A 17,644-nucleotide genomic window follows, 5' to 3' on the forward strand; every position below is an offset into this window, starting at 1 on the left:
TATTATAATGGATATGGTTTGGATAGGTATAATTACGTAGACAACAATGTGGAGGCACCGTCATTTGAGTTATGTTGAGCAAGGACGTTATCAAGTACCGAGAGGCCCCATAGGTCTAATGAGCCGAATGTACAAGCACATTCTCCCTGAAACGAAACTAGAATTGAGTAACTGGAAGAGCAAGGCCGAACAAATTCCGGACCCTGAGCTGCGAAGCCAGGCGCTTGCGAGCATAGCGGATAAGACATTTCACTGCGTGGGTGGAGCGGTTTATGCCGCTGCCAATATGTCTGCCCGGCAGACGCTAATTCCGCTGATCGTAGCGTATCAGACCATTAGTGATTATCTGGACAACCTGTGTGATCGCAGTACGTCCATGGACCCGGATGATTTCAGGCTACTGCATCAGGCTATGCTGGATGCGGTTAATCCGACGGCTAGGCCAGTGAATTATTATGAGTTGCGTCGTGAGCAGGAGGATGGCGGTTATTTGACCAGGCTGGTGACAACCTGTCAGTCTTGTGTAAGCAGGCTTCCGGGCTATGAGGCGGCCATGCCTTACGTTCAGGATTTGGCGCGATTATACACGGATTTGCAAGTATACAAGCATATTAAACCCGAGCTGCGGGAACAAGCGCTTTTGGATTGGTGGTCGCTTCATAAAGACCGTACACCAGAGTTGCGCTGGAATGAGTTTGCTGCGGCTACCGGTTCAACTCTGGGGGTCTTTATGCTGTTTCTTGCTGCCAGCGACCAGCATCTGACAGATGCAGGGGCTGCCTCAATACATGCATCGTATTTTCCACATGTGTGCAGTCTTCATATTTTGCTGGATTATCTAATCGATCAAGACGAAGACCGGAAGGGCGGAGATCTTAACTTTTGCAATTACTATGAAGATACCGACATGATGCTAGACCGGATCGCCTACGTTGTGAATCGGGCGCGGGCTGATATTGCAGATGTCCCTGCCAGCTCCTTTCACCGGATGATTATCGAGGGATTGCTGGCTTTATATTTATCCGACCCTAAAGTTAGCGAGCAGCAGGACGTTCGCGCTGTTTCGAGACGTTTAATGAAAAATAGTCCGCTCATGCGTTTGTTTTTCTTATTAAACAGTCGATGGATAAGAAGGCTTATATGATTATTTTGAGGAGGTCATAAATCATGACAGCAGTTAAGAAAATTGCAGTATTAACAAGTGGTGGAGATTCACAAGGGATGAACGCGGCAGTTCGCGCCGTCGTACGTAGCGGATTGTATTTTGGACTGGAAGTATTCGGGATTCAACGTGGTTATCAAGGCCTTTTGAACGACGATATTTTTCCAATGGATCTGAGAAGCGTCGGAGATATTATCCAACGTGGGGGTACTGTACTTCAATCTGCAAGATGCCTGGAATTTACGACTGAAGAAGGGCAGAAAAAAGGCGCTCAAATTTTGCGTAACCGTGGAATTGACGGCGTAGTTGTGATTGGTGGCGACGGTTCCTACCAAGGAGCTAACAAACTGACCAAGCAAGGCATTAAAACGATGTGTCTTCCGGGTACGATTGACAACGACATTTCCTTCACGGACTACACTATTGGTTTTGATACGGCGGTTAGTATCGTAGTGGACGCAATCAACAAGCTGCGTGATACGATGTCATCCCATGAACGTTCTTCTATCGTGGAAGTTATGGGACGTCATTGTGGTGATATTGCTCTGCATGCGGGTCTGGCTTCTGGCGCAGAAACGATTTTGGTGCCTGAGGTAGAATTTGACCTGAACGAAGTATCCGACCGGATGAAACAAAACTTTAAGCATGGTAAACGCCACAGTATCATTATCGTTGCTGAGGGTGTAGGCAAAGGCGAAACAGTAGCACAAGTTATCCAAGAAAACTGTCCGGATTATGAGCCTCGTGTTACAGTGCTTGGACACATCCAACGTGGAGGCACACCAACAGCGTTTGACCGCAACCTGGCGAGCCGTTTGGGTGACTTTGCTGTTCGCCAATTGATCGAGGGCATATCTGACAAGGCTTGCGGAATGATCGACGGTAAGTTGGTAGCTACAGATATTGACAAGGTTGTAAATACAAAAAAAGATTTCAATATGGAGCTTTATGAGCTGGCCTTGCGTTTGTCCCAATAATAAGAGCCTTTATGTAAAATAGATCGGCTCTGATATTGGAAATGATCAAAATTATGCGGATGACCCGAGTCATCCGCTATTTTTTTAGCTTTGAGTCCTATCAGGAGGTAGTCATATATGTACCTATTCAAAATCGAAGTGGACAGTTCGGAAGGAGCGCTGACCGTCATTCTCGCTGCTGAAAATGAAGAACAGGCATTTGAAGAGATTGAACAACATGTGGAGAGACACTTTCTATATCCTCCCAAGCTGAACGAAGTGGCTATTGTGGAGAAAAAACGAATAACTTTAGGCGCAGCATATGTAATCGAGACACGCAAAGGCTAAATAGCCTCTGCGTGTTGTTTTTTTTCGGCGAAACGACGTTGTACTCTCACCAGACGCCAGAGAAGTAAAATAGCGCCTACTGCCAACCCTGTTATCAAACCGATCCAGTAGCCGTAGGGCCCCAATGAAGTCCAGCGTGCCAGTATATATCCTACAGGAAGCCCAATGACCCAATAGGAGAGGAATGTGAGCAAAAAGGCTGGATTGACGTCTTTATACCCGCGTAGCGCTCCTTGTGTAGGTGTAGCGACAGCATCAGATATCTGAAAGAAAATCGCATAGATTAGAAAATGCTGTGCCAATTGAATGACCTGCGGATCGGTGGAGTAAAGTCGAGCGACCTGTTCACCCCAGATAAGCAGTACAATAGCTGTAATCAGTGATAGACCTACTGCGCTGCTAATCCCCATTACACTATAAGCTTTGGCATCCCGCGGACGAGCAGCCCCTGTTTCATAGCCAACTAGAATCGTAAGTGCCATGCAAATGCTGAGTGGAATCATATACAGCGTAGATGCAAAGTTCATGGCGGCCTGATGTGCGGCTATGGTAGCTGTATTATAGCTACTCATGAAGAGAGTGACGGCTGAAAAGACGGCAGTCTCAAAAAATATAGCAAATCCAATCGGTACGCCAATCTTGATGAGCTCTTTCAAAGCACCAGCGGCAATCCCGTATATTTTGCTGAAGATTCGGTATTCGGCAAATATTCTTCCACGATGCGTAGTGATACCGGCGACCAGCATGATGATCCAGTAGGTGGTTGCCGTTGCCACCCCGGAGCCTACACCCCCCAGACGCGGAAAACCCCAGTTTCCATAAATAAGTAGATAGTTCAACAATACATTAATGGGTAACGACATGAGCGTGATGAACATCGTAAAACGGGTTTGTCCCAATGCATCCATAAAGCTTCGGAGCACAGTGTAGGCAAATAGAGGAACAATCCCGAAAGCCATCGCACAAAGATAGTACAGGGCCACATTATGAACTCTCAATTCCAAATTCATACCGTTCAAAATAGGCTTGACCAAAATGATGCCAGCAATCAATACGACCATAGACAGGGCGAGAGAGAGCCAAAGTGCTTGAATGACATAGTAGGAGACTTTATCTTTGCGCTGTGCTCCTACCAATTGAGATACAATGGGCGTGATAGCCATAAGTATTCCGTTAAGGCCTGTTTGTACAGGAACCCATAGGCTTACTCCAATGGCTACTCCAGCCAGATCGGCAGGGGAAAAGTGTCCCGACATATTCGTATCAAAAAAAGTCATGGCAGATAGTGCAAGCTGGGTAATCAGGATAGGGAGTAAAATGTAGAAAAGCTGCTTCCATTTCTGTCCCGTTGTTAGAGTCAATTGCATTTTTGTTTTCCTCATTTACTAGGGATTGATTATTCGTATGTATCATAACATGTAAGTATTTATTGTAAGGGATACCGATACATTTGAACAGTAATAAAAAAGACTGCTCCCGTTCGCCAAACAACGGGACAGCCTTCGAAATGATTATATAATTTCTAGATTTTATATAAAATAATAAAAAGTCCCGAGAGATAAATTATTTGTATGTTACTCCGCTAGTATAGCGGTTTGTGGCATTCCAAAGTAGATATTCATCCACTTTCATATCCTTAAGCGCTCGAATTTGGTCCTCTACTTGAGTTTTTCCATACTTAGCATAATGTCCGCTCCCCAACCAACTTGCGGTAAAATCCTGGATCCAAGGACGAATAATTGGCTTTAGCTTGCCCGTCGGATCGAGCTTTTTGTGTGTATCGGCCATGGAGCCTTTAATCGTCTGGTATGGATTCTTATCGGGGTCTTTTACACCGAACCAGCCTGTGGTGTAGTGACTTGGATAAACCATGGGCGAAATGACATCCACATTTTCGGAGATTTTAGTGAAATCCTGTCCGATCCCCTCCGCAGCAGGAACGGATGCGGCATATCCGAAAATATCTACCGATACTCGTACACCTAATGGAGCAAGCTCTTTACGGGCATATTGTACGAATTCAGCGACTGCATCCGAGCGGGATTGATCTGATTTGGTATATTTCAGCTTGTCTGCTCTTTTCTCAAAGCCTTCGGGGAAACGTACATAGTCAAATTGAATTTCCTTAAAACCAAGTTTGGCTGCTTCCTTAGCGATGGCGATATTATAATCCCATACTTCTTTATTATAGGGATTGACGAACCCGTCTCCTTTGCCGTTTTTCCAGACAGAGCCGTCAGGGTTACGGAAAGACATCTCGGGATTTTTGTTAGCTAGTACCGTATCTTTAAATACGACAATACGAGCAATCGGGTAAACATTATGCTTTTTCAATCGGTCCATCAAACCGGAAATATCCCGAATGAATTTTTGCGGCTTGCCCAATTTGAGCAGCTCGGGATTGGTCGTTGGATAAGTGATGTAACCTGCATCGTCTTTTATATCAATAACCATGGAATTGAGCTCTGTCTTGTCAAGCAGTTCAAGCAGCTGAGTCATACGCGAACCGCCTGCGCTATAAGCCGTGACATAGATGCCCTTGATAGTAGGAGTCGTCGGTTGTGGGTCAATTTTAACTGGGGGATTGGAGGCATCCACCTTCATATTATTGTGCTGAGCCTGGATCATGGCGCTACTAATTGTTGTTGCCACCGTATCTTTTACATTTGGAGCGTTGGCTGACTGATCGCCGTTTCCGCCTATCCCCATCGCCAATAGCATAATTGCCCAAATCATATTCATTTCCTAACTCTCTCCCTTATGTATGTCGCTTAACTGATTATACGTAAAGTTATGTATCGAAAAACAACACGCTTGTAACCAATACTGGAATCATCAGGCACAGTCTTACATGATTAACCCAACCTGTGTTCATTGAATCCATAAAAATGCATAAATAATGCCGCTCTCTTCGCGGTTGTAGATGTAACCGGAAGAAGCGGCACTTAGTAAAGAAATTTATTGAAGATAATTATTGTCTTGATGCTCGCAAATACTGTACTGAATAATTTCTAGCGCATCCGTTGGCTTGAGTATGGCCATCCCGTCCCGAAGCACAATCATCGAGTTCAGCTCATCCTTTTTGAGAGAAGGGAGCATTTCCGGGTACCATCTTAAGACAATGTCGGACAGTTTTACCGTTTCCATTTCCACAAAAATCACCCTTTCCTGCTCGGAATCATTCCAAAAGAATCATTCAATACGATTCGGAAAAGCAAAGTGCCTGTGAAATAGCAGGTAAAGCTGGTCTTTATATACTATGGGAACAGCGCACATATAGTGTACCACAGAAACTGTATTTTGACACTTGGGTTTGTGCTTATCTTCGGCGAAATGAACCCATCACCCCAACCGTTTCCACAATATTGACAAAAGCTGAAGGGTCCACTTCTTTAATGATCCGTTTTAATTCAACTAGCTCGTAGCGTGTCGTGACAGTCATCAGCATGTCCTTTTCGGTATGTGAAAATGCGCCTTCAATTTTTATTTTGCTAACACCGCGTGGTGTGGTTAACATCCGCTCCAGTAGCTTGTCGGTGTGTTCTGTAATAATGTAGACGGTAATCTTCGTGTGACTGACATAGATTTGATCCAATACCTTGCCAGTCACAAAAATAGATAGCATGGACGCAAGTGCAATATTCCAATCATCGTTCAAATATCCTGCTGCAAGAATGACCAGTCCATTCATGCCAACAAGTACAGTTCCTACGGGGAAGTCACGATAACGAGTGACGATGGAACCGATAATGTCAAAACCGCCCGTAGAACCCCCTACCCGAAAGGAAATTCCTGCTCCAACGCCGATCATCACCCCACCAAAAACGGAGGCTAGTAGGGGGTCCGACACGACAGATTGCACCGGCACCCAGGCCAAAATCCACGTTGTAACGACAACGGATAAAATGCTCAGGCTAATAAAACGCTTGCCTAAAATAAACCAGCCTGCAATAAGCATCGGAATATTGATAATAAAATACATCGCGCTGATATCAAATTTTGTGAAGTAGCCAATTAACATGGAAAGACCAGCTACTCCCCCGCTCAGCAAGTGGTGTGGCACGAGAAACAGATTAAAACCGCATGCAATGGCAGCGGCTCCAAGAATGACAGTTAAGCAGTTTAACACTATTTTTAACAACTTATTTTCACCTCATTTAAATTATACGGGAAGCAACTTGCTGGTATTCATGAATTGTTCTGTGCTATAATGCGATGTGGATATTCTTGAGTAGGGACCTATGTCCAGAGAAACACTTAAAATTTAAACTGTTTTAAAAAGGATAAATTCGTTTAAGATGTATCGGATAGGTTCCCCAAATTCATTACAGAAAGATACAGTTATAGGTCTAAATAAACTGTCACTGTATTGGGGAAAACTTATACAATAATATCGCTACTTAAGAATACAGACAACATTGTGGATTGTCCACCACATCCACCATTATGAAGGAGTTTGAATAAATTTGACGACATTTGCAGAATTTGATCTTGAACCGAAAGTAATTCAGGCGATTACAGAACTGGGCTTTGAAGAAGCAACACCAATTCAATCCCAATCCATCCCGATTGCACTGCAAGGCAGAGACATGATTGGCCAAGCCCAAACAGGTACTGGTAAAACCGCTGCGTTTGGTATTCCGCTGATTAACAAAATTTCTAGAAGCGACGAAAAAATCAGAGCCCTGATCATGGCACCAACACGTGAGCTTGCTATCCAGGTAGCTGAAGAAATCGAAAAACTCTCTCGTTTCAAAGGTCTTCGTACTTTGCCAATCTATGGTGGACAAGATATCGTACGCCAGATTCGTGCTTTGAAAAAGAAACCTCAAATTATTATTGGTACGCCAGGACGCTTGCTTGACCATATTAATCGCAAAACCATCAAGCTGGAAGATGTAAACACAGTTGTTTTGGATGAAGCAGATGAAATGTTGGATATGGGCTTCATGGAAGATATTCAATCCATTCTGAAGCAAGTTCCAGACGAGCGTCAAACGATGCTTTTCTCGGCTACAATGCCTCCTAATATTAAAAGATTGGCTGAGCAATTCCTCAAAAATCCTGAGCATGTTTCAGTTATTCCTAAACAAGTTAGTGCTCCACTGATTGATCAGGCCTATATCGAAGTTCCTGAGCGTCAAAAATTCGAAGCATTGAGCCGTTTGATCGACATGGAATCCCCAGAACTTGCTATCGTATTTGGTCGTACCAAGCGTCGGGTAGACGAGCTGGCTGAAGCTCTGCAAAAACGCGGATATTCTGCAGACGGTTTACACGGTGACTTGTCTCAAAACCAACGTGATGCTGTAATGCGTAAATTCCGTGACGGAAGCATCGACGTGCTCGTAGCGACTGACGTAGCTGCCCGTGGTTTGGACGTTTCCGGCGTAACTCACGTTGTGAACTTTGACCTTCCGCAAGATCCAGAAAGCTATGTTCACCGTATTGGACGTACTGGACGTGCAGGTAAAGAAGGGGAAGCTTGGTCTTTCGTAACGCCTCGTGAAATTGACCATTTGCACTTTATCGAACGTGTAACTCGTCACCGCATTCCACGCAAGCCGCTTCCAACGTTGGCTGAAGCTCTGGAAGGTAAACAACGTATCATTGCTGAACGTCTCCTAGAGGCTGTAGAAAGCGGTGAGCTGAACGAGTATAAAGGTTTGGCTATTCAAATGCTGGAGCAATATGATTCTGTACAACTTCTCTCTGCAGCTCTGAAGCTGATGACTGGTGAGAAGAGAGAAGCATCGATTGAACTGACTCCAGAAGATCCAATCCGTGCAAAACGTCGTAAACCAGACGTGCGTTCTGGCGGTCGCAAGCCTTCTAACTATAGCGGTCGCAGCAACGGTGGTTACAATTCCAACCGTTCTGGTGGTAGCGGCGGTAGTGGAAGCAAAGGTGGATATGGCGGTTACAACCGTGGCAAAGAAGGCGGTGGCTACAACCGTGATTCCGGAAGCCGCTACAGTGGAGATCGCAAACCACGCCCGAGCAGCAATGGAGAAACTCGTCGTCCTGCAAGACGTGAAGATTCCTCTTCCGAATAAGAAATGAAATAATGAAAAGTCGAAGCAGATGAAGCTTCGGCTTTTTTGTTATGATTAATCAGTATGTATGAACCTTTTAGAGATCTGCTTTAATGGGTCACGTATTGATTTCACTGGCGTATTAGGGCTGAAATACGGTATGATATAGTCAAGAGCCGGAATTTATAGGCATAGCAACATGAGTCTTGGAACTGCCAAGGCTTGCGGAGGGAGAGACTGACATTGGAGTTTAAAGGAGCTATGGGTGGTATTTACCGCCTGACCGAGTGGATTACCCGACTGGCGGCTACAAATTTGTTATGGGTGTTATGTTCGTCGCCTTTTGTGTTCTGCCTCATACTGAAACTACTTGTAATGAATCAGAATTTGGCTAATGAGTCTTTACAAATGAATTGGGCGATGGCTATTTTGGCACCGCTTACTTTATTTCCAGCCACATCGGCTATGTTCACAGTGGTTCGCAAATGGGTAATGGGCGATACCGATACGGGCGTGTTTCGTACCTTTTTTAAAGGGTATAAAGAGAATTATAAGCAAAGTTTGATCGGGGGTATCTTTTACACGTTGCTGTTTGTCATCATGTATGTGGATTATACCGTATATATGACACAACTCAGCAACTTGCAAATCGTCGGCGTAATTATGCTTATTCTTATCATTATTTTGCTTGTGTCTATGTTTAACTTCTTTTCGATGGTGGCTCATTATCATATGTCTACCGGACAAATTATTAAAAATGCGGTGTTACTGACGCTGATTCGACCATTTCGTGTATTTTCTACCCTGCTCGGCAGCGCTGTTGTTATATTTATCGGAGTCAAATATCCTGTGCTTTTCCTATTCTTCATTGGCAGCGTGGTTGCCTGGTTCGCTTTCTTTAATTTTTACGGAACGTTCCTCAAAATGCAGGATCAAATGGAAAAGATGAAGCAGAAAGATGAAGATACGGCAAGCATTGAAGACAAAAAAAGTGATAACCCCTAAAAATAAAACATATTTCTCCTAGCATTTACTTTCTGAGTGAGAAGCGCTATAATAAGGTCACATCCTGCGATGCACGTTACGGTCATTTGTTGTTTTGAACCAATGACAATGTCTAGGGAGATCTATACGGATGAATAGCTGAAAAGCCCTGTCAATTCCTGACAAGGGGACTTCAAAAGTTTATTCTGCGGTCACCCACCTGCTAAAGCAGGTTCAGAAGACGCTATGGTCGGACGGCATCGGCGGGTACTCCAAAGATAATGAATACACTCTGTTCATGCTTCGTGCAGAAACAGGGTGTTTTTTGTATGCAACAATGTTAAACTAAGACATGAGGTACTAAGGTCGCATACCACAGGTATGGTCGGTTAACTTTTTGTTGTTTAACGTTTTTATAAAGCGCTTGCAGCAAAAAAACCGATGTGCTGCATTTCGGCAACGATTATCGTGAAGGAGGAAATGTCTTGTCGTTGAAGAGGACTCTGGTAGGGATTGTGCGCAGCCAAGAAGGTACAAGCGACCGGGTCAAGGACCCCCAAATGAAGACACGCTATTATAACTTATCGAGAGACAAGGCTTGGGAAGAAGTATCATCTATTTTGAAAAAAATTCCTGGCTACAAGGTACTCCATGAGGTAGCATCTGTAGGTGAGATTACGTTAGAGAAGCGAACGGCGTTCGGTAGAACCGTCGACATTACCGTTTCCATATTGTCCGTCTCGCCAGTTCGGAGTGCGGTGGATATTTATTCTGCTTCACGCGGATCGCTAGGGGACTTGGGCGCGAATTACCGCATCATTTTGCAACTGTTCGCTGTGATTGATAAGAAGCTGTCCGCTCATAAGGTCGTGCAGTAATTGTAGATGCGTGAGCAGTGATGTGGCAGACAAACGTCAAAAAAGCGAGGAAGGCAACCCTTCACTCGCTTTTTTAATATTCAGTCTGATTTAGACGAGTTTTTTCACTGCTGCAATCGCTTGGTCATAGTCAGGATGTTCGGACATTTCGCTCAAGTATTCTACGTAAGCGATTTTGTCATTTTGATCAATTACAAAAATAGCTCTATGATCCAAATGGAATTCCTTGATGAACACACCATAAGCTTCGCCGAAGGAATGATCCTTATAGTCGGACAGTGTCAATACGCGGTCGATACCAGCAGCACCGCACCAACGAGCTTGAGCGAAAGGCAGATCGACGCTGACAGTTAGCACCACGACTTGATCCCCAAGGGAATCAGCTTCTTGGTTAAAACGTCGAGTCTGTGCGTCACACACGCCTGTATCCAAAGAAGGAACAACACTGATCAATTTGACTTTGCCCGCAAAGTCTTGGAGAGTAGCTGCTTCTAGCAGGTTTTTCTGTAATTTGAAATCAGGTGCCTGATCTCCAACCTTCAGTTCAGGACCTAAGAGTGTCAAAGGATTGCCTTTAAAAGTAGCAGCTCCTGTACGTTCTTGTGCCATATGTAATAGCCTCCTTGGTTTTTAGCATTGGTTATCGTTGCCGAAATCTATTATAATCTTTTATAAAAGACATTGTCCAATTTGAATAAGGTGGAGACACCCATGAAGGAAGGATTGCCTTGATTTTTTTACGTTATGAGAACTGGAAAAGTTATTTGCGGTTTTACCCAGTGACCTGTCTGATTTTGCTCATTAATATTGTGATGTTTATTGTACTCACCGTACAGGGTGGATCGGAAAATAGTTTGACGCTGATCCGATATGGAGCTTTGATTAATGAAGCGCCATTCACTGATCAGCTGTGGCGATATGTATCAGCCATGTTTTTACATGCAGGGTTTGATCATCTTCTGTTCAATTCCTTCGCCATACTCGTATTCGCTCCTCCGCTGGAGCGTTTGCTGGGGTCCTTCCGCTATGTGTTATTGTATCTGGTCACGGGCATTGTAGGGAACATACTGTCCATCGCGCATTACAACATGATGGCGGAAACGACAGTCTCTGTAGGGGCCTCAGGAGCGATTTATGGCATCTATGGAGCATTCCTATACGTTGCCCTGTTCCAGCGGTCACTGATGGATGACGCCTCGCGCAAAACGCTGTACACGCTGCTTGGGTTTGGTATCCTGTTTTCTTTCGCTGTAGCGAACATTAACTGGACGGCTCACTTCGGGGGATTACTCAGTGGGTTTTTCCTTTATGGATTAATGATCAGATTGACTGGCCAACGCAAACGTCACTAAAGACAGTTTTACCGTAAGTTAGCAGGGTAAGAAAGAGGATGATGTTCGATTGACGTCTTCTTCCGGATGTTGAAAAACAGATTGGAGCGAATATCGGAGTGGAATTACGACAGTTGCAATACTTCATGAAGGTAGCGCAAAAAGAACATGTCACTCAGGCAGCCGAGGAGCTACATGTGGCGCAATCTGCGGTAAGTCGGCAAATTCATCAGCTTGAAGAGGAGCTGGGAGTTAATCTTTTTATGCAAAAGGGTCGCAATTTGCAGCTAACGCCAGTGGGACAGCTATTTTGCAAACGGGTTGAGACGATTATAAAAGATTTAGAGCGAGCTGTTTTGGAGGTTCATGAGTTTTTGGACCCTGAAGGGGGCGAAATCCGCATCGGTTTTCCGCACAGTTTGGGGATTCATCTTATTCCTACGGTGGTGGCTGAATTCCGAAAGCGGTATCCCAATGTTAAATTCAGATTTAAACAGGGGATGTACCCGAGTTTAATTCGTGATGTGTTAGCGGGTGAGGTGGATTTGGCTTTTGTATCTCCTTTTCCGGATCGTCATGATCATGTAGAGGGGGATGTGGTGCTGACCGAGGAGTTGTTTGCTGTTCTCCCGCCCAATCATCCTTTAGCCACGGCCAAACACATCACGCTGAGTCAGCTTAAAGGAGAAAAATTCATCCTGTTCAGAGATGGATATTCGTTACGCCCGATTGTCTGGCAGGCTTGTCTGGAGGCAGGATTTACGCCAGATATTGCTTTTGAAGGTGAAGAGACAGATACGATTCGCGGATTAGTTGCGGCAGGTATGGGAGTCAGTCTTTTGCCTGAAATGGCGTTGTTTCAGACCAACCCGCTTCAACCTGCAAGAGTGTCAATTGTTGATCCAGAGGTCACGCGAACTATAGGCTTGATTCATCGCAAAGATGACAAGCTACCATTAGTTGCAAAGTCATTCCGGACTTTTTTGTTGCAATATTTTGGTCTTAAAGGTAGTGTTGCTACTCCGAATGGAAGTGCAAAAGCGGATTTAGGGCAGTGAGTATAGCTGGTTGGTTTTAGATAAAGAAAAAAAAGGTTGTTCCTCTACCGTTAACTTGGTGGAGGAACAACCTTTTTTGCAACACAAGCAATTAATCCCGGCTGTTAAAGATACCGATTAAGCGAATTAGTTCCAGCAAGGAAACGAGAGCAGCAGCCACATAAGTTAATGCAGCAGCATTTAATACTTTGGCGATACCCCGTTCTTCATCACTACGGATAAACCCTTCGGAAACCATAATTTCCCGGGCGCGGTTGGAAGCATTAAATTCAACCGGTAATGTAATTAATTGAAAAGCGACAGTAGCCGAGAAAAAGATAATACCCAAGCCAATCAGGTTCGTGTAGCTGAATAAGAAACCGGCAATCAGCAGAAATGGTGCAATCCCGGAAGCGAAGTTTACGATCGGAAAGATCCGATGACGGAGTGCTAGCATGGGATAATGCTCTTTATGTTGAATGGCATGACCGACCTCGTGACAAGCTACGGCAACTGCAGAAATCGATTTTTCATAATAAACGGGCTCGGACAGCCGTACGACTCTTTGCATCGGATCATAATGGTCAGATAACGCACCAGGTACTGGTTCAATAGGTACATCATGCAAACCATTGCGATCCAGCATATGCCGAGCTGCATCATAACCGGTCAACCCATTTTCATTTGGGACATCAGACCATTTATTAAAAGTACCTTTTACACGGAATTGCGCCCATAAGGATAATCCGAACGCAAGAATAATCAATATATACATACCCATCATAAAGCAACCCTCCATTATTGTTCGTCATAGCCCGGGCATCTACATCATAGAACTATGCTCCAGCAGATACTTCAGAGCTTCGATACAAGCGGCGCTTTGTGGTAGTAGACCAGTAAGCAACTTGCGCGCTTGAACGGGCTTGAGCTGCCCCAAAAGAGGCTGTAGTTCATTGACTTCACGTTCTAGACGCTGCATGTGCATCTCTAGACTCGTTAGTTTGTCAGTGACGTGCTCTTCCCCCGCGACCGAGTTCCATTTAATCAGTGTCTGTCTGATTTCCTCAAGGCTATACTTCTCTTGTTTCATTTGGTTAATACGTTCAAGCCTGTTTAAGGTTTCATCATTATAAAGCCGATAATTTTTCAATGATCGTTCTTCAGGTGTGATCAAACCAAGCTTTGTGTAATAATCAATAGTTCGTTCGCTGACACCAGCCGCCTTGGCTAGCTCACCAATTCGATACAGCTTCATATCCCCATCTGTCTTCACCTCGCGCTCTTCGTTCAACCTTCAATATTAGCATTTGCAAACGGAGTGTATATAAAGAATATTTTACATGATTCCCAACCATACAGTCAAACGTCATGCTTTTTTCTGGACAGAAACAAGCTACTTTTATAGTTAGTAAATGTGACATGAAGTGTTTGGAACCATATTTTTTTAACATAATAAAAAAAATCTTGTCAACTTTCATGTATTCTGATTATAATGACAATAAGAATTTCACGAAATGTAAAGAAACTTAACATTCGAGGGAGTGGGCTTCATGAGAAAAAAGTGGTTAGTTGTATTATTGGCCATGCTGACAGTATTAGCTTTTCCGGTAGGTGCGTTTGCTGCTGACGGTCCGACAAATATTCAACTTCAAGCCGGGCTAAACACGGCCTTTACGTTCTTGGCATTTATACTTGTATTTTTTATGCAAGCGGGATTTGCATTGCTGGAGGCAGGCTCGACACGAATGAAGAATGCAGGCCATGTCGCTGGTAAAACGATTCTCACCACGGGTGTTGCGGCTTTGTCCTTCTGGGCACTTGGATTTGGATTCGGCTTTGGTAATGATGGCGGTAACGGATTTATGGGACTGACAGGTTTCTTCATGAGTGGTACGGATGCTGCTGCATCGTTTGATGCTCTTTCAGGTCTGGATGTTCCGATTACAATTATGTTTTTGTTCCACTTTGCTTTCGCTGCGGTATCACTTTCTATCGCATGTGGGGGAATGGCAGAGCGTGCAAAATTAAGTGTATACATTATCTTCGGTATTTTGTTCTCTATCGTGATCTATCCGGTTGTAGCTCACTGGGTGTGGGGCGGCGGATGGCTTGGTAAGTTAGGCATGCAGGATTATGCCGGTTCGACGGTAGTCCATTTGACAGGCGCTACGGCGGCACTCGTCGCTACACTGCTGCTCAAACCGCGTCTGGGCAAGTTCAATAAAGATGGCAAGCCGAACATTATCCCTGGTCATAATCAGGTGTACTCTATCTTGGGTGTTATTATTCTCTGGTTTGGTTGGTTTGGGTTTAACCCAGGTAGTGCGGTATCGGCTATGAACGACGGATTCTTTGGATATGTGGCCTTGACTACCAATATTGCTGCTGCGGCAGGTGGGGTTTTCGCTTTGCTCGTATCCTGGATGGTATATGGAAAAGCAGATATTCCTGCTATGCTAAACGGTGTGCTGGCGGCTTTGGTTGCTATTACTGGTTCTTGTGCCTTTGTAGCCCCTTGGGCGGCACTGGTCATTGGTGCAGTAGCAGGGATCGTCACTTTCTTCACAGCGCAATGGTTCGAGCGTGCAAGAGTAGATGACCCGGTATATGCTTTCTCCGTGCATGGTGTTGCAGGGATGTGGGGTGCAGTGTCCACAGGGTTCTTCGCTACTCCTGAGCTTGTAAAAATAACAGGTGTAGGTCAAGCGGGTCTGTTCTATGGTGGTGGATTTACCCAATTAGGAGTACAGCTGCTTGGACTGATTGGCACCTTGGCTTTCGTGTTCGTCATTTCCTTCATTATTCTGGGTGCGATGAAAGCGATTATGGGTATCCGCGTTACGGAAGAGGAAGAAACGATGGGACTGGATATCAGTGAACACGGTACGTACGGCTATCCTGAGCAAATGAAGTTGGTTGCCGAGGCTGAAAAGCGTTCTGGAATTGTGAACTAATATGTAAAATATAAAGAACCAGTATGGATGAGCGGAGGAGATGGAAGTATGGAACTGCAAAATATGGCCTCTTGGGTGAGTTCCGCTGAAGCGATGGATCAAGCAGATACGCCTGAATCGCTAAGGCAGGCCAGGGTCGACTCTCAAAAATGGCTGCTGGCTTCCCAAGCCTCCGCTCCGTTATCAGATTGGTTACGAACGGCGAATGAAATGCATGACCGCATCGCGGCCAGAGCTGTACAAATGTGTGAAAAAGGGATGGTTGAGGATGGCTTCGGCCCTCCTCCCGTCCCTTACGCATTTATAGCCTTCGGAAGCATGGGGCGCTCGGAATCGACGCTGTGGAGTGACCAGGATAACGGTATGATTATCAGTGACACAATATCTGCTGATAAAGAATTGTATTTTAGAGAGTTCGGTCGCAGAGTGTCTGCGATGTTAGAGTATTTGGGATATCCCAAATGTGAGGGGAAAGTAATGTGCTCGGAGCCGTTGTGGCGCCAAACATTGTCTGGATGGCAAGAACAGCTAACAAAATGGTCGGACGATTTTGCTTGGGAGCCGATCCGTTATCTGATTATCTCGTCTGATATGAGGCATATCGCTGGGGATGAGCAATTATCTGCAAACTGGAAACGAAGTTTTTATGAGTTGTTCCGAAAACATCCTGATTTACCCTCGGCGGTACTTCGGAACACGGTGAGGCATAAAGCGACACTTAATATTTTAGGTCAGATTGTTACCGAGCGCTTCGGTGAGCATGCGGGCGATTTTGATGTGAAATACGGATTGTACATTCCGCTGGTGAACGCAGTCCGTTTTTTGGCGTTACAACATGGTGTAGAGGAAACCTCCACCCTCAAAAGGCTCAGTCGTCTCGCATCATTGGAAGCGGCGCCGTTGCCTTTACTCGATGCTTGCGAGCGAGCCTTTCGGATCGCGCTTCAGCTTCGAATGGCTACTCCGGTGAAGAAGAATGATGGATTGCTGGTCAGCAATGGCTACCTGGCTGTAAAGCCGCTCAAACAAAGTAAAGGCTGGCATGAGTTGCGCGAGGCGCTTTCGACAGTACGACGGCTGCATCGTGCGTTGCAAAGGCAGTTGCGATTTATGGAAGGGAGAAGGTCATGAAGGAACCAGCGCAGGGAAGTGGCTTCTGGAGCGCTCTCCGCAGAGGAGGAGTGCCGTCTGCGATCGCATCTGTAATGGGGGCTCCTACGGCTCAGCAGATGGCGTTTATTCGCTCCTTAACCCGGGAGCAACGGCGCTCTGAAGTATTGCGGACCCCGCTGGATCGTTTGGAGACGGTAGTTTTTGATCTGGAGACAACGGGATTTTCAGCACAGCATGGAGATGAGATTTTATCGTTCGGGGCGATTCGGGTTGTCGGGGACATGATTATGGAAAAAGAGCAGTTTTATACGCTTGTTAATCCACGGACTGTGATTCCTGAGCATATTACCGAGCTAACTGGGATTACCCGGGAAATGACGGATGAAGCTCCACCGCTTATGAACGGACTGCACGACTTTATGTCCTTTGTAGGTGGGCGAGTACTTGTGGCACATGCTAGCGCTCATGACAAGGCCTTTTTGAATGCTGCGTTATGGAAAACATCTAAAGTTCAATTGACTCACCGTGTTCTGGATACGATGATGCTTGCCAAATGGCTTGAGCCACAGCAACATCAAACCTACAGTTTGGATGAATTGTTGACCTATCAATCCATTCCGATTGAAGGACGGCACCATGCGTTAGAGGATGCGAAAATGACGGCTAAGCTGTGGGTTGCTTATGTTCAGGAAATGTTGAAGCGTAATGTGACCAATTTGGCAGATGTCTACGCGCATTTAAGTCATGCCTGATTCAGTACAAGGCATAGCATAAAAACAGCAAGTTCGCGATTTCGTGGGTTTGCTGTTTTTTTTTTGCGTCCTGTTCAGATTTAGAAGGTTAGAG

Annotated in this window: 18 protein-coding genes and 1 other RNA gene; 12 read left to right on the top strand and 7 right to left on the bottom strand. The window is 45.1% G+C overall.

Features of this window, described 5'->3' with window-relative positions:
- Positions 1-64 precede the first annotated feature (64 nt).
- The 3 genes from AOU00_RS21685 (at position 65) to AOU00_RS21695 (ending at position 2,466) form a co-directional block, all read left to right on the top strand.
- A complete protein-coding gene (locus AOU00_RS21685; protein ID WP_069291633.1) occupies positions 65-1,144 on the top strand; it encodes a tetraprenyl-beta-curcumene synthase family protein in 1,080 nt (359 codons plus the stop codon).
- 23 nt (positions 1,145-1,167) lie between these two features.
- Positions 1,168-2,139, top strand: a complete 972-nt coding sequence (gene pfkA, locus AOU00_RS21690) for a 6-phosphofructokinase (RefSeq protein WP_061828603.1) — start codon at positions 1,168-1,170, stop codon at positions 2,137-2,139.
- Between the two features lie 117 nt (positions 2,140-2,256).
- The gene (locus tag AOU00_RS21695; RefSeq protein ID WP_013309710.1) at positions 2,257-2,466 is read left to right on the top strand and encodes a DUF3906 family protein; all 210 of its coding nucleotides are present in this window, start codon (positions 2,257-2,259) and stop codon (positions 2,464-2,466) included.
- Here AOU00_RS21695 and AOU00_RS21700 read toward each other — a convergent pair.
- The 4 genes from AOU00_RS21700 to AOU00_RS21715 form a co-directional block, all read right to left on the bottom strand.
- On the bottom strand, positions 2,463-3,833 hold the full coding sequence (locus AOU00_RS21700) for an MATE family efflux transporter (protein WP_069291634.1): 1,371 nt from the start codon (positions 3,831-3,833) through the stop codon (positions 2,463-2,465). The two genes, AOU00_RS21695 and AOU00_RS21700, sit on opposite strands and share 4 nt — an antisense overlap.
- A 196-nt stretch (positions 3,834-4,029) precedes the next feature.
- The gene (locus AOU00_RS21705; protein WP_069291635.1) at positions 4,030-5,208 is read right to left on the bottom strand and encodes a putative glycoside hydrolase; all 1,179 of its coding nucleotides are present in this window, start codon (positions 5,206-5,208) and stop codon (positions 4,030-4,032) included.
- A gap of 216 nt (positions 5,209-5,424) precedes the next feature.
- Positions 5,425-5,613: a hypothetical protein gene (locus AOU00_RS21710; RefSeq protein ID WP_080683009.1), complete on the bottom strand. Its 189-nt coding sequence runs from the start codon at positions 5,611-5,613 to the stop codon at positions 5,425-5,427.
- A gap of 172 nt (positions 5,614-5,785) precedes the next feature.
- Positions 5,786-6,607, bottom strand: a complete 822-nt coding sequence (locus AOU00_RS21715) for a YitT family protein (protein WP_025722295.1) — start codon at positions 6,605-6,607, stop codon at positions 5,786-5,788.
- A 325-nt stretch (positions 6,608-6,932) separates the two neighbouring features.
- Here AOU00_RS21715 and AOU00_RS21720 point away from each other — a divergent pair, with 325 nt between their 5' ends.
- The 4 genes from AOU00_RS21720 (at position 6,933) to AOU00_RS21735 (ending at position 10,363) form a co-directional block, all read left to right on the top strand.
- The gene (locus AOU00_RS21720) at positions 6,933-8,522 is read left to right on the top strand and encodes a degradosome RNA helicase CshA (RefSeq protein ID WP_029516709.1); all 1,590 of its coding nucleotides are present in this window, start codon (positions 6,933-6,935) and stop codon (positions 8,520-8,522) included.
- Positions 8,523-8,744: 222 nt separating this feature from the next.
- A complete protein-coding gene (locus AOU00_RS21725) occupies positions 8,745-9,506 on the top strand; it encodes a YesL family protein (protein ID WP_061828600.1) in 762 nt (253 codons plus the stop codon).
- A 58-nt stretch (positions 9,507-9,564) separates the two neighbouring features.
- Positions 9,565-9,759: non-coding RNA, 6S RNA (gene ssrS / locus AOU00_RS21730), on the top strand.
- 211 nt (positions 9,760-9,970) lie between these two features.
- The gene (locus AOU00_RS21735) at positions 9,971-10,363 is read left to right on the top strand and encodes a DUF1499 domain-containing protein (protein WP_013309718.1); all 393 of its coding nucleotides are present in this window, start codon (positions 9,971-9,973) and stop codon (positions 10,361-10,363) included.
- A 90-nt stretch (positions 10,364-10,453) separates the two neighbouring features.
- Here AOU00_RS21735 and tpx read toward each other — a convergent pair whose 3' ends face one another.
- Positions 10,454-10,972: a thiol peroxidase gene (gene tpx, locus AOU00_RS21740; RefSeq protein WP_023988020.1), complete on the bottom strand. Its 519-nt coding sequence runs from the start codon at positions 10,970-10,972 to the stop codon at positions 10,454-10,456.
- Between the two features lie 119 nt (positions 10,973-11,091).
- Between tpx and AOU00_RS21745 the strand changes: the two genes are divergently transcribed.
- Together AOU00_RS21745 and AOU00_RS21750 are read left to right on the top strand one after the other, a co-directional pair.
- Positions 11,092-11,715, top strand: a complete 624-nt coding sequence (locus tag AOU00_RS21745) for a rhomboid family intramembrane serine protease (protein ID WP_061828599.1) — start codon at positions 11,092-11,094, stop codon at positions 11,713-11,715.
- Between the two features lie 98 nt (positions 11,716-11,813).
- Positions 11,814-12,752 carry a glutamate biosynthesis transcriptional regulator GltC gene (locus AOU00_RS21750; protein WP_039270004.1) on the top strand — a complete coding sequence of 313 codons (939 nt, stop codon included), beginning with the start codon at positions 11,814-11,816 and terminating at the stop codon, positions 12,750-12,752.
- A gap of 91 nt (positions 12,753-12,843) precedes the next feature.
- Here AOU00_RS21750 and AOU00_RS21755 read toward each other — a convergent pair whose 3' ends face one another.
- Positions 12,844-13,515 (bottom strand): zinc metallopeptidase, encoded by a 672-nt coding sequence (locus AOU00_RS21755; RefSeq protein ID WP_023988023.1) that lies wholly within the window; start codon positions 13,513-13,515, stop codon positions 12,844-12,846.
- A 39-nt stretch (positions 13,516-13,554) separates the two neighbouring features.
- The gene (locus tag AOU00_RS21760) at positions 13,555-13,986 is read right to left on the bottom strand and encodes a MerR family transcriptional regulator (RefSeq protein WP_023988024.1); all 432 of its coding nucleotides are present in this window, start codon (positions 13,984-13,986) and stop codon (positions 13,555-13,557) included.
- Between the two features lie 295 nt (positions 13,987-14,281).
- On the opposite strand from AOU00_RS21760, the gene AOU00_RS21765 reads away from it, so the two are divergent.
- Genes AOU00_RS21765 through AOU00_RS21775 form a run of 3 tightly spaced genes read left to right on the top strand, consistent with a single transcriptional unit; the run spans position 14,282 to position 17,550 of the window.
- Complete coding sequence (locus AOU00_RS21765) at positions 14,282-15,685, top strand: ammonium transporter (RefSeq protein ID WP_029516714.1); 1,404 nt, start codon at positions 14,282-14,284, stop codon at positions 15,683-15,685.
- Positions 15,686-15,733: 48 nt separating this feature from the next.
- Positions 15,734-16,816, top strand: coding sequence for a DUF294 nucleotidyltransferase-like domain-containing protein (locus tag AOU00_RS21770; RefSeq protein ID WP_061828598.1), 1,083 nt, complete (start codon positions 15,734-15,736; stop codon positions 16,814-16,816).
- On the top strand, positions 16,813-17,550 hold the full coding sequence (locus AOU00_RS21775; RefSeq protein ID WP_061828597.1) for an exonuclease domain-containing protein: 738 nt from the start codon (positions 16,813-16,815) through the stop codon (positions 17,548-17,550). Before AOU00_RS21770 ends, AOU00_RS21775 begins: the two co-directional genes overlap by 4 nt.
- Positions 17,551-17,644 lie beyond the last annotated feature (94 nt).

The organism is Paenibacillus polymyxa (genome assembly GCF_001719045.1).
GTDB classification, from domain to species: Bacteria; Bacillota; Bacilli; order Paenibacillales; family Paenibacillaceae; genus Paenibacillus; species Paenibacillus polymyxa_B.

Coding starts and splice junctions, on each gene's coding strand:
- pfkA (WP_061828603.1), top strand. CDS start 1,168: ATGACAGCAGTTAAGAAAATTGCAGTATTAACAAGTGGTGGAGATTCA.
- AOU00_RS21695 (WP_013309710.1), top strand. CDS start 2,257: ATGTACCTATTCAAAATCGAAGTGGACAGTTCGGAAGGAGCGCTGACC.
- AOU00_RS21700 (WP_069291634.1), bottom strand. CDS start 3,833: ATGCAATTGACTCTAACAACGGGACAGAAATGGAAGCAGCTTTTCTAC.
- AOU00_RS21705 (WP_069291635.1), bottom strand. CDS start 5,208: ATGAATATGATTTGGGCAATTATGCTATTGGCGATGGGGATAGGCGGA.
- AOU00_RS21710 (WP_080683009.1), bottom strand. CDS start 5,613: ATGGAAACGGTAAAACTGTCCGACATTGTCTTAAGATGGTACCCGGAA.
- tpx (WP_023988020.1), bottom strand. CDS start 10,972: ATGGCACAAGAACGTACAGGAGCTGCTACTTTTAAAGGCAATCCTTTG.
- AOU00_RS21755 (WP_023988023.1), bottom strand. CDS start 13,515: ATGATGGGTATGTATATATTGATTATTCTTGCGTTCGGATTATCCTTA.
- AOU00_RS21760 (WP_023988024.1), bottom strand. CDS start 13,986: ATGAAGCTGTATCGAATTGGTGAGCTAGCCAAGGCGGCTGGTGTCAGC.
- AOU00_RS21765 (WP_029516714.1), top strand. CDS start 14,282: ATGAGAAAAAAGTGGTTAGTTGTATTATTGGCCATGCTGACAGTATTA.
- AOU00_RS21770 (WP_061828598.1), top strand. CDS start 15,734: ATGGAACTGCAAAATATGGCCTCTTGGGTGAGTTCCGCTGAAGCGATG.
- AOU00_RS21775 (WP_061828597.1), top strand. CDS start 16,813: ATGAAGGAACCAGCGCAGGGAAGTGGCTTCTGGAGCGCTCTCCGCAGA.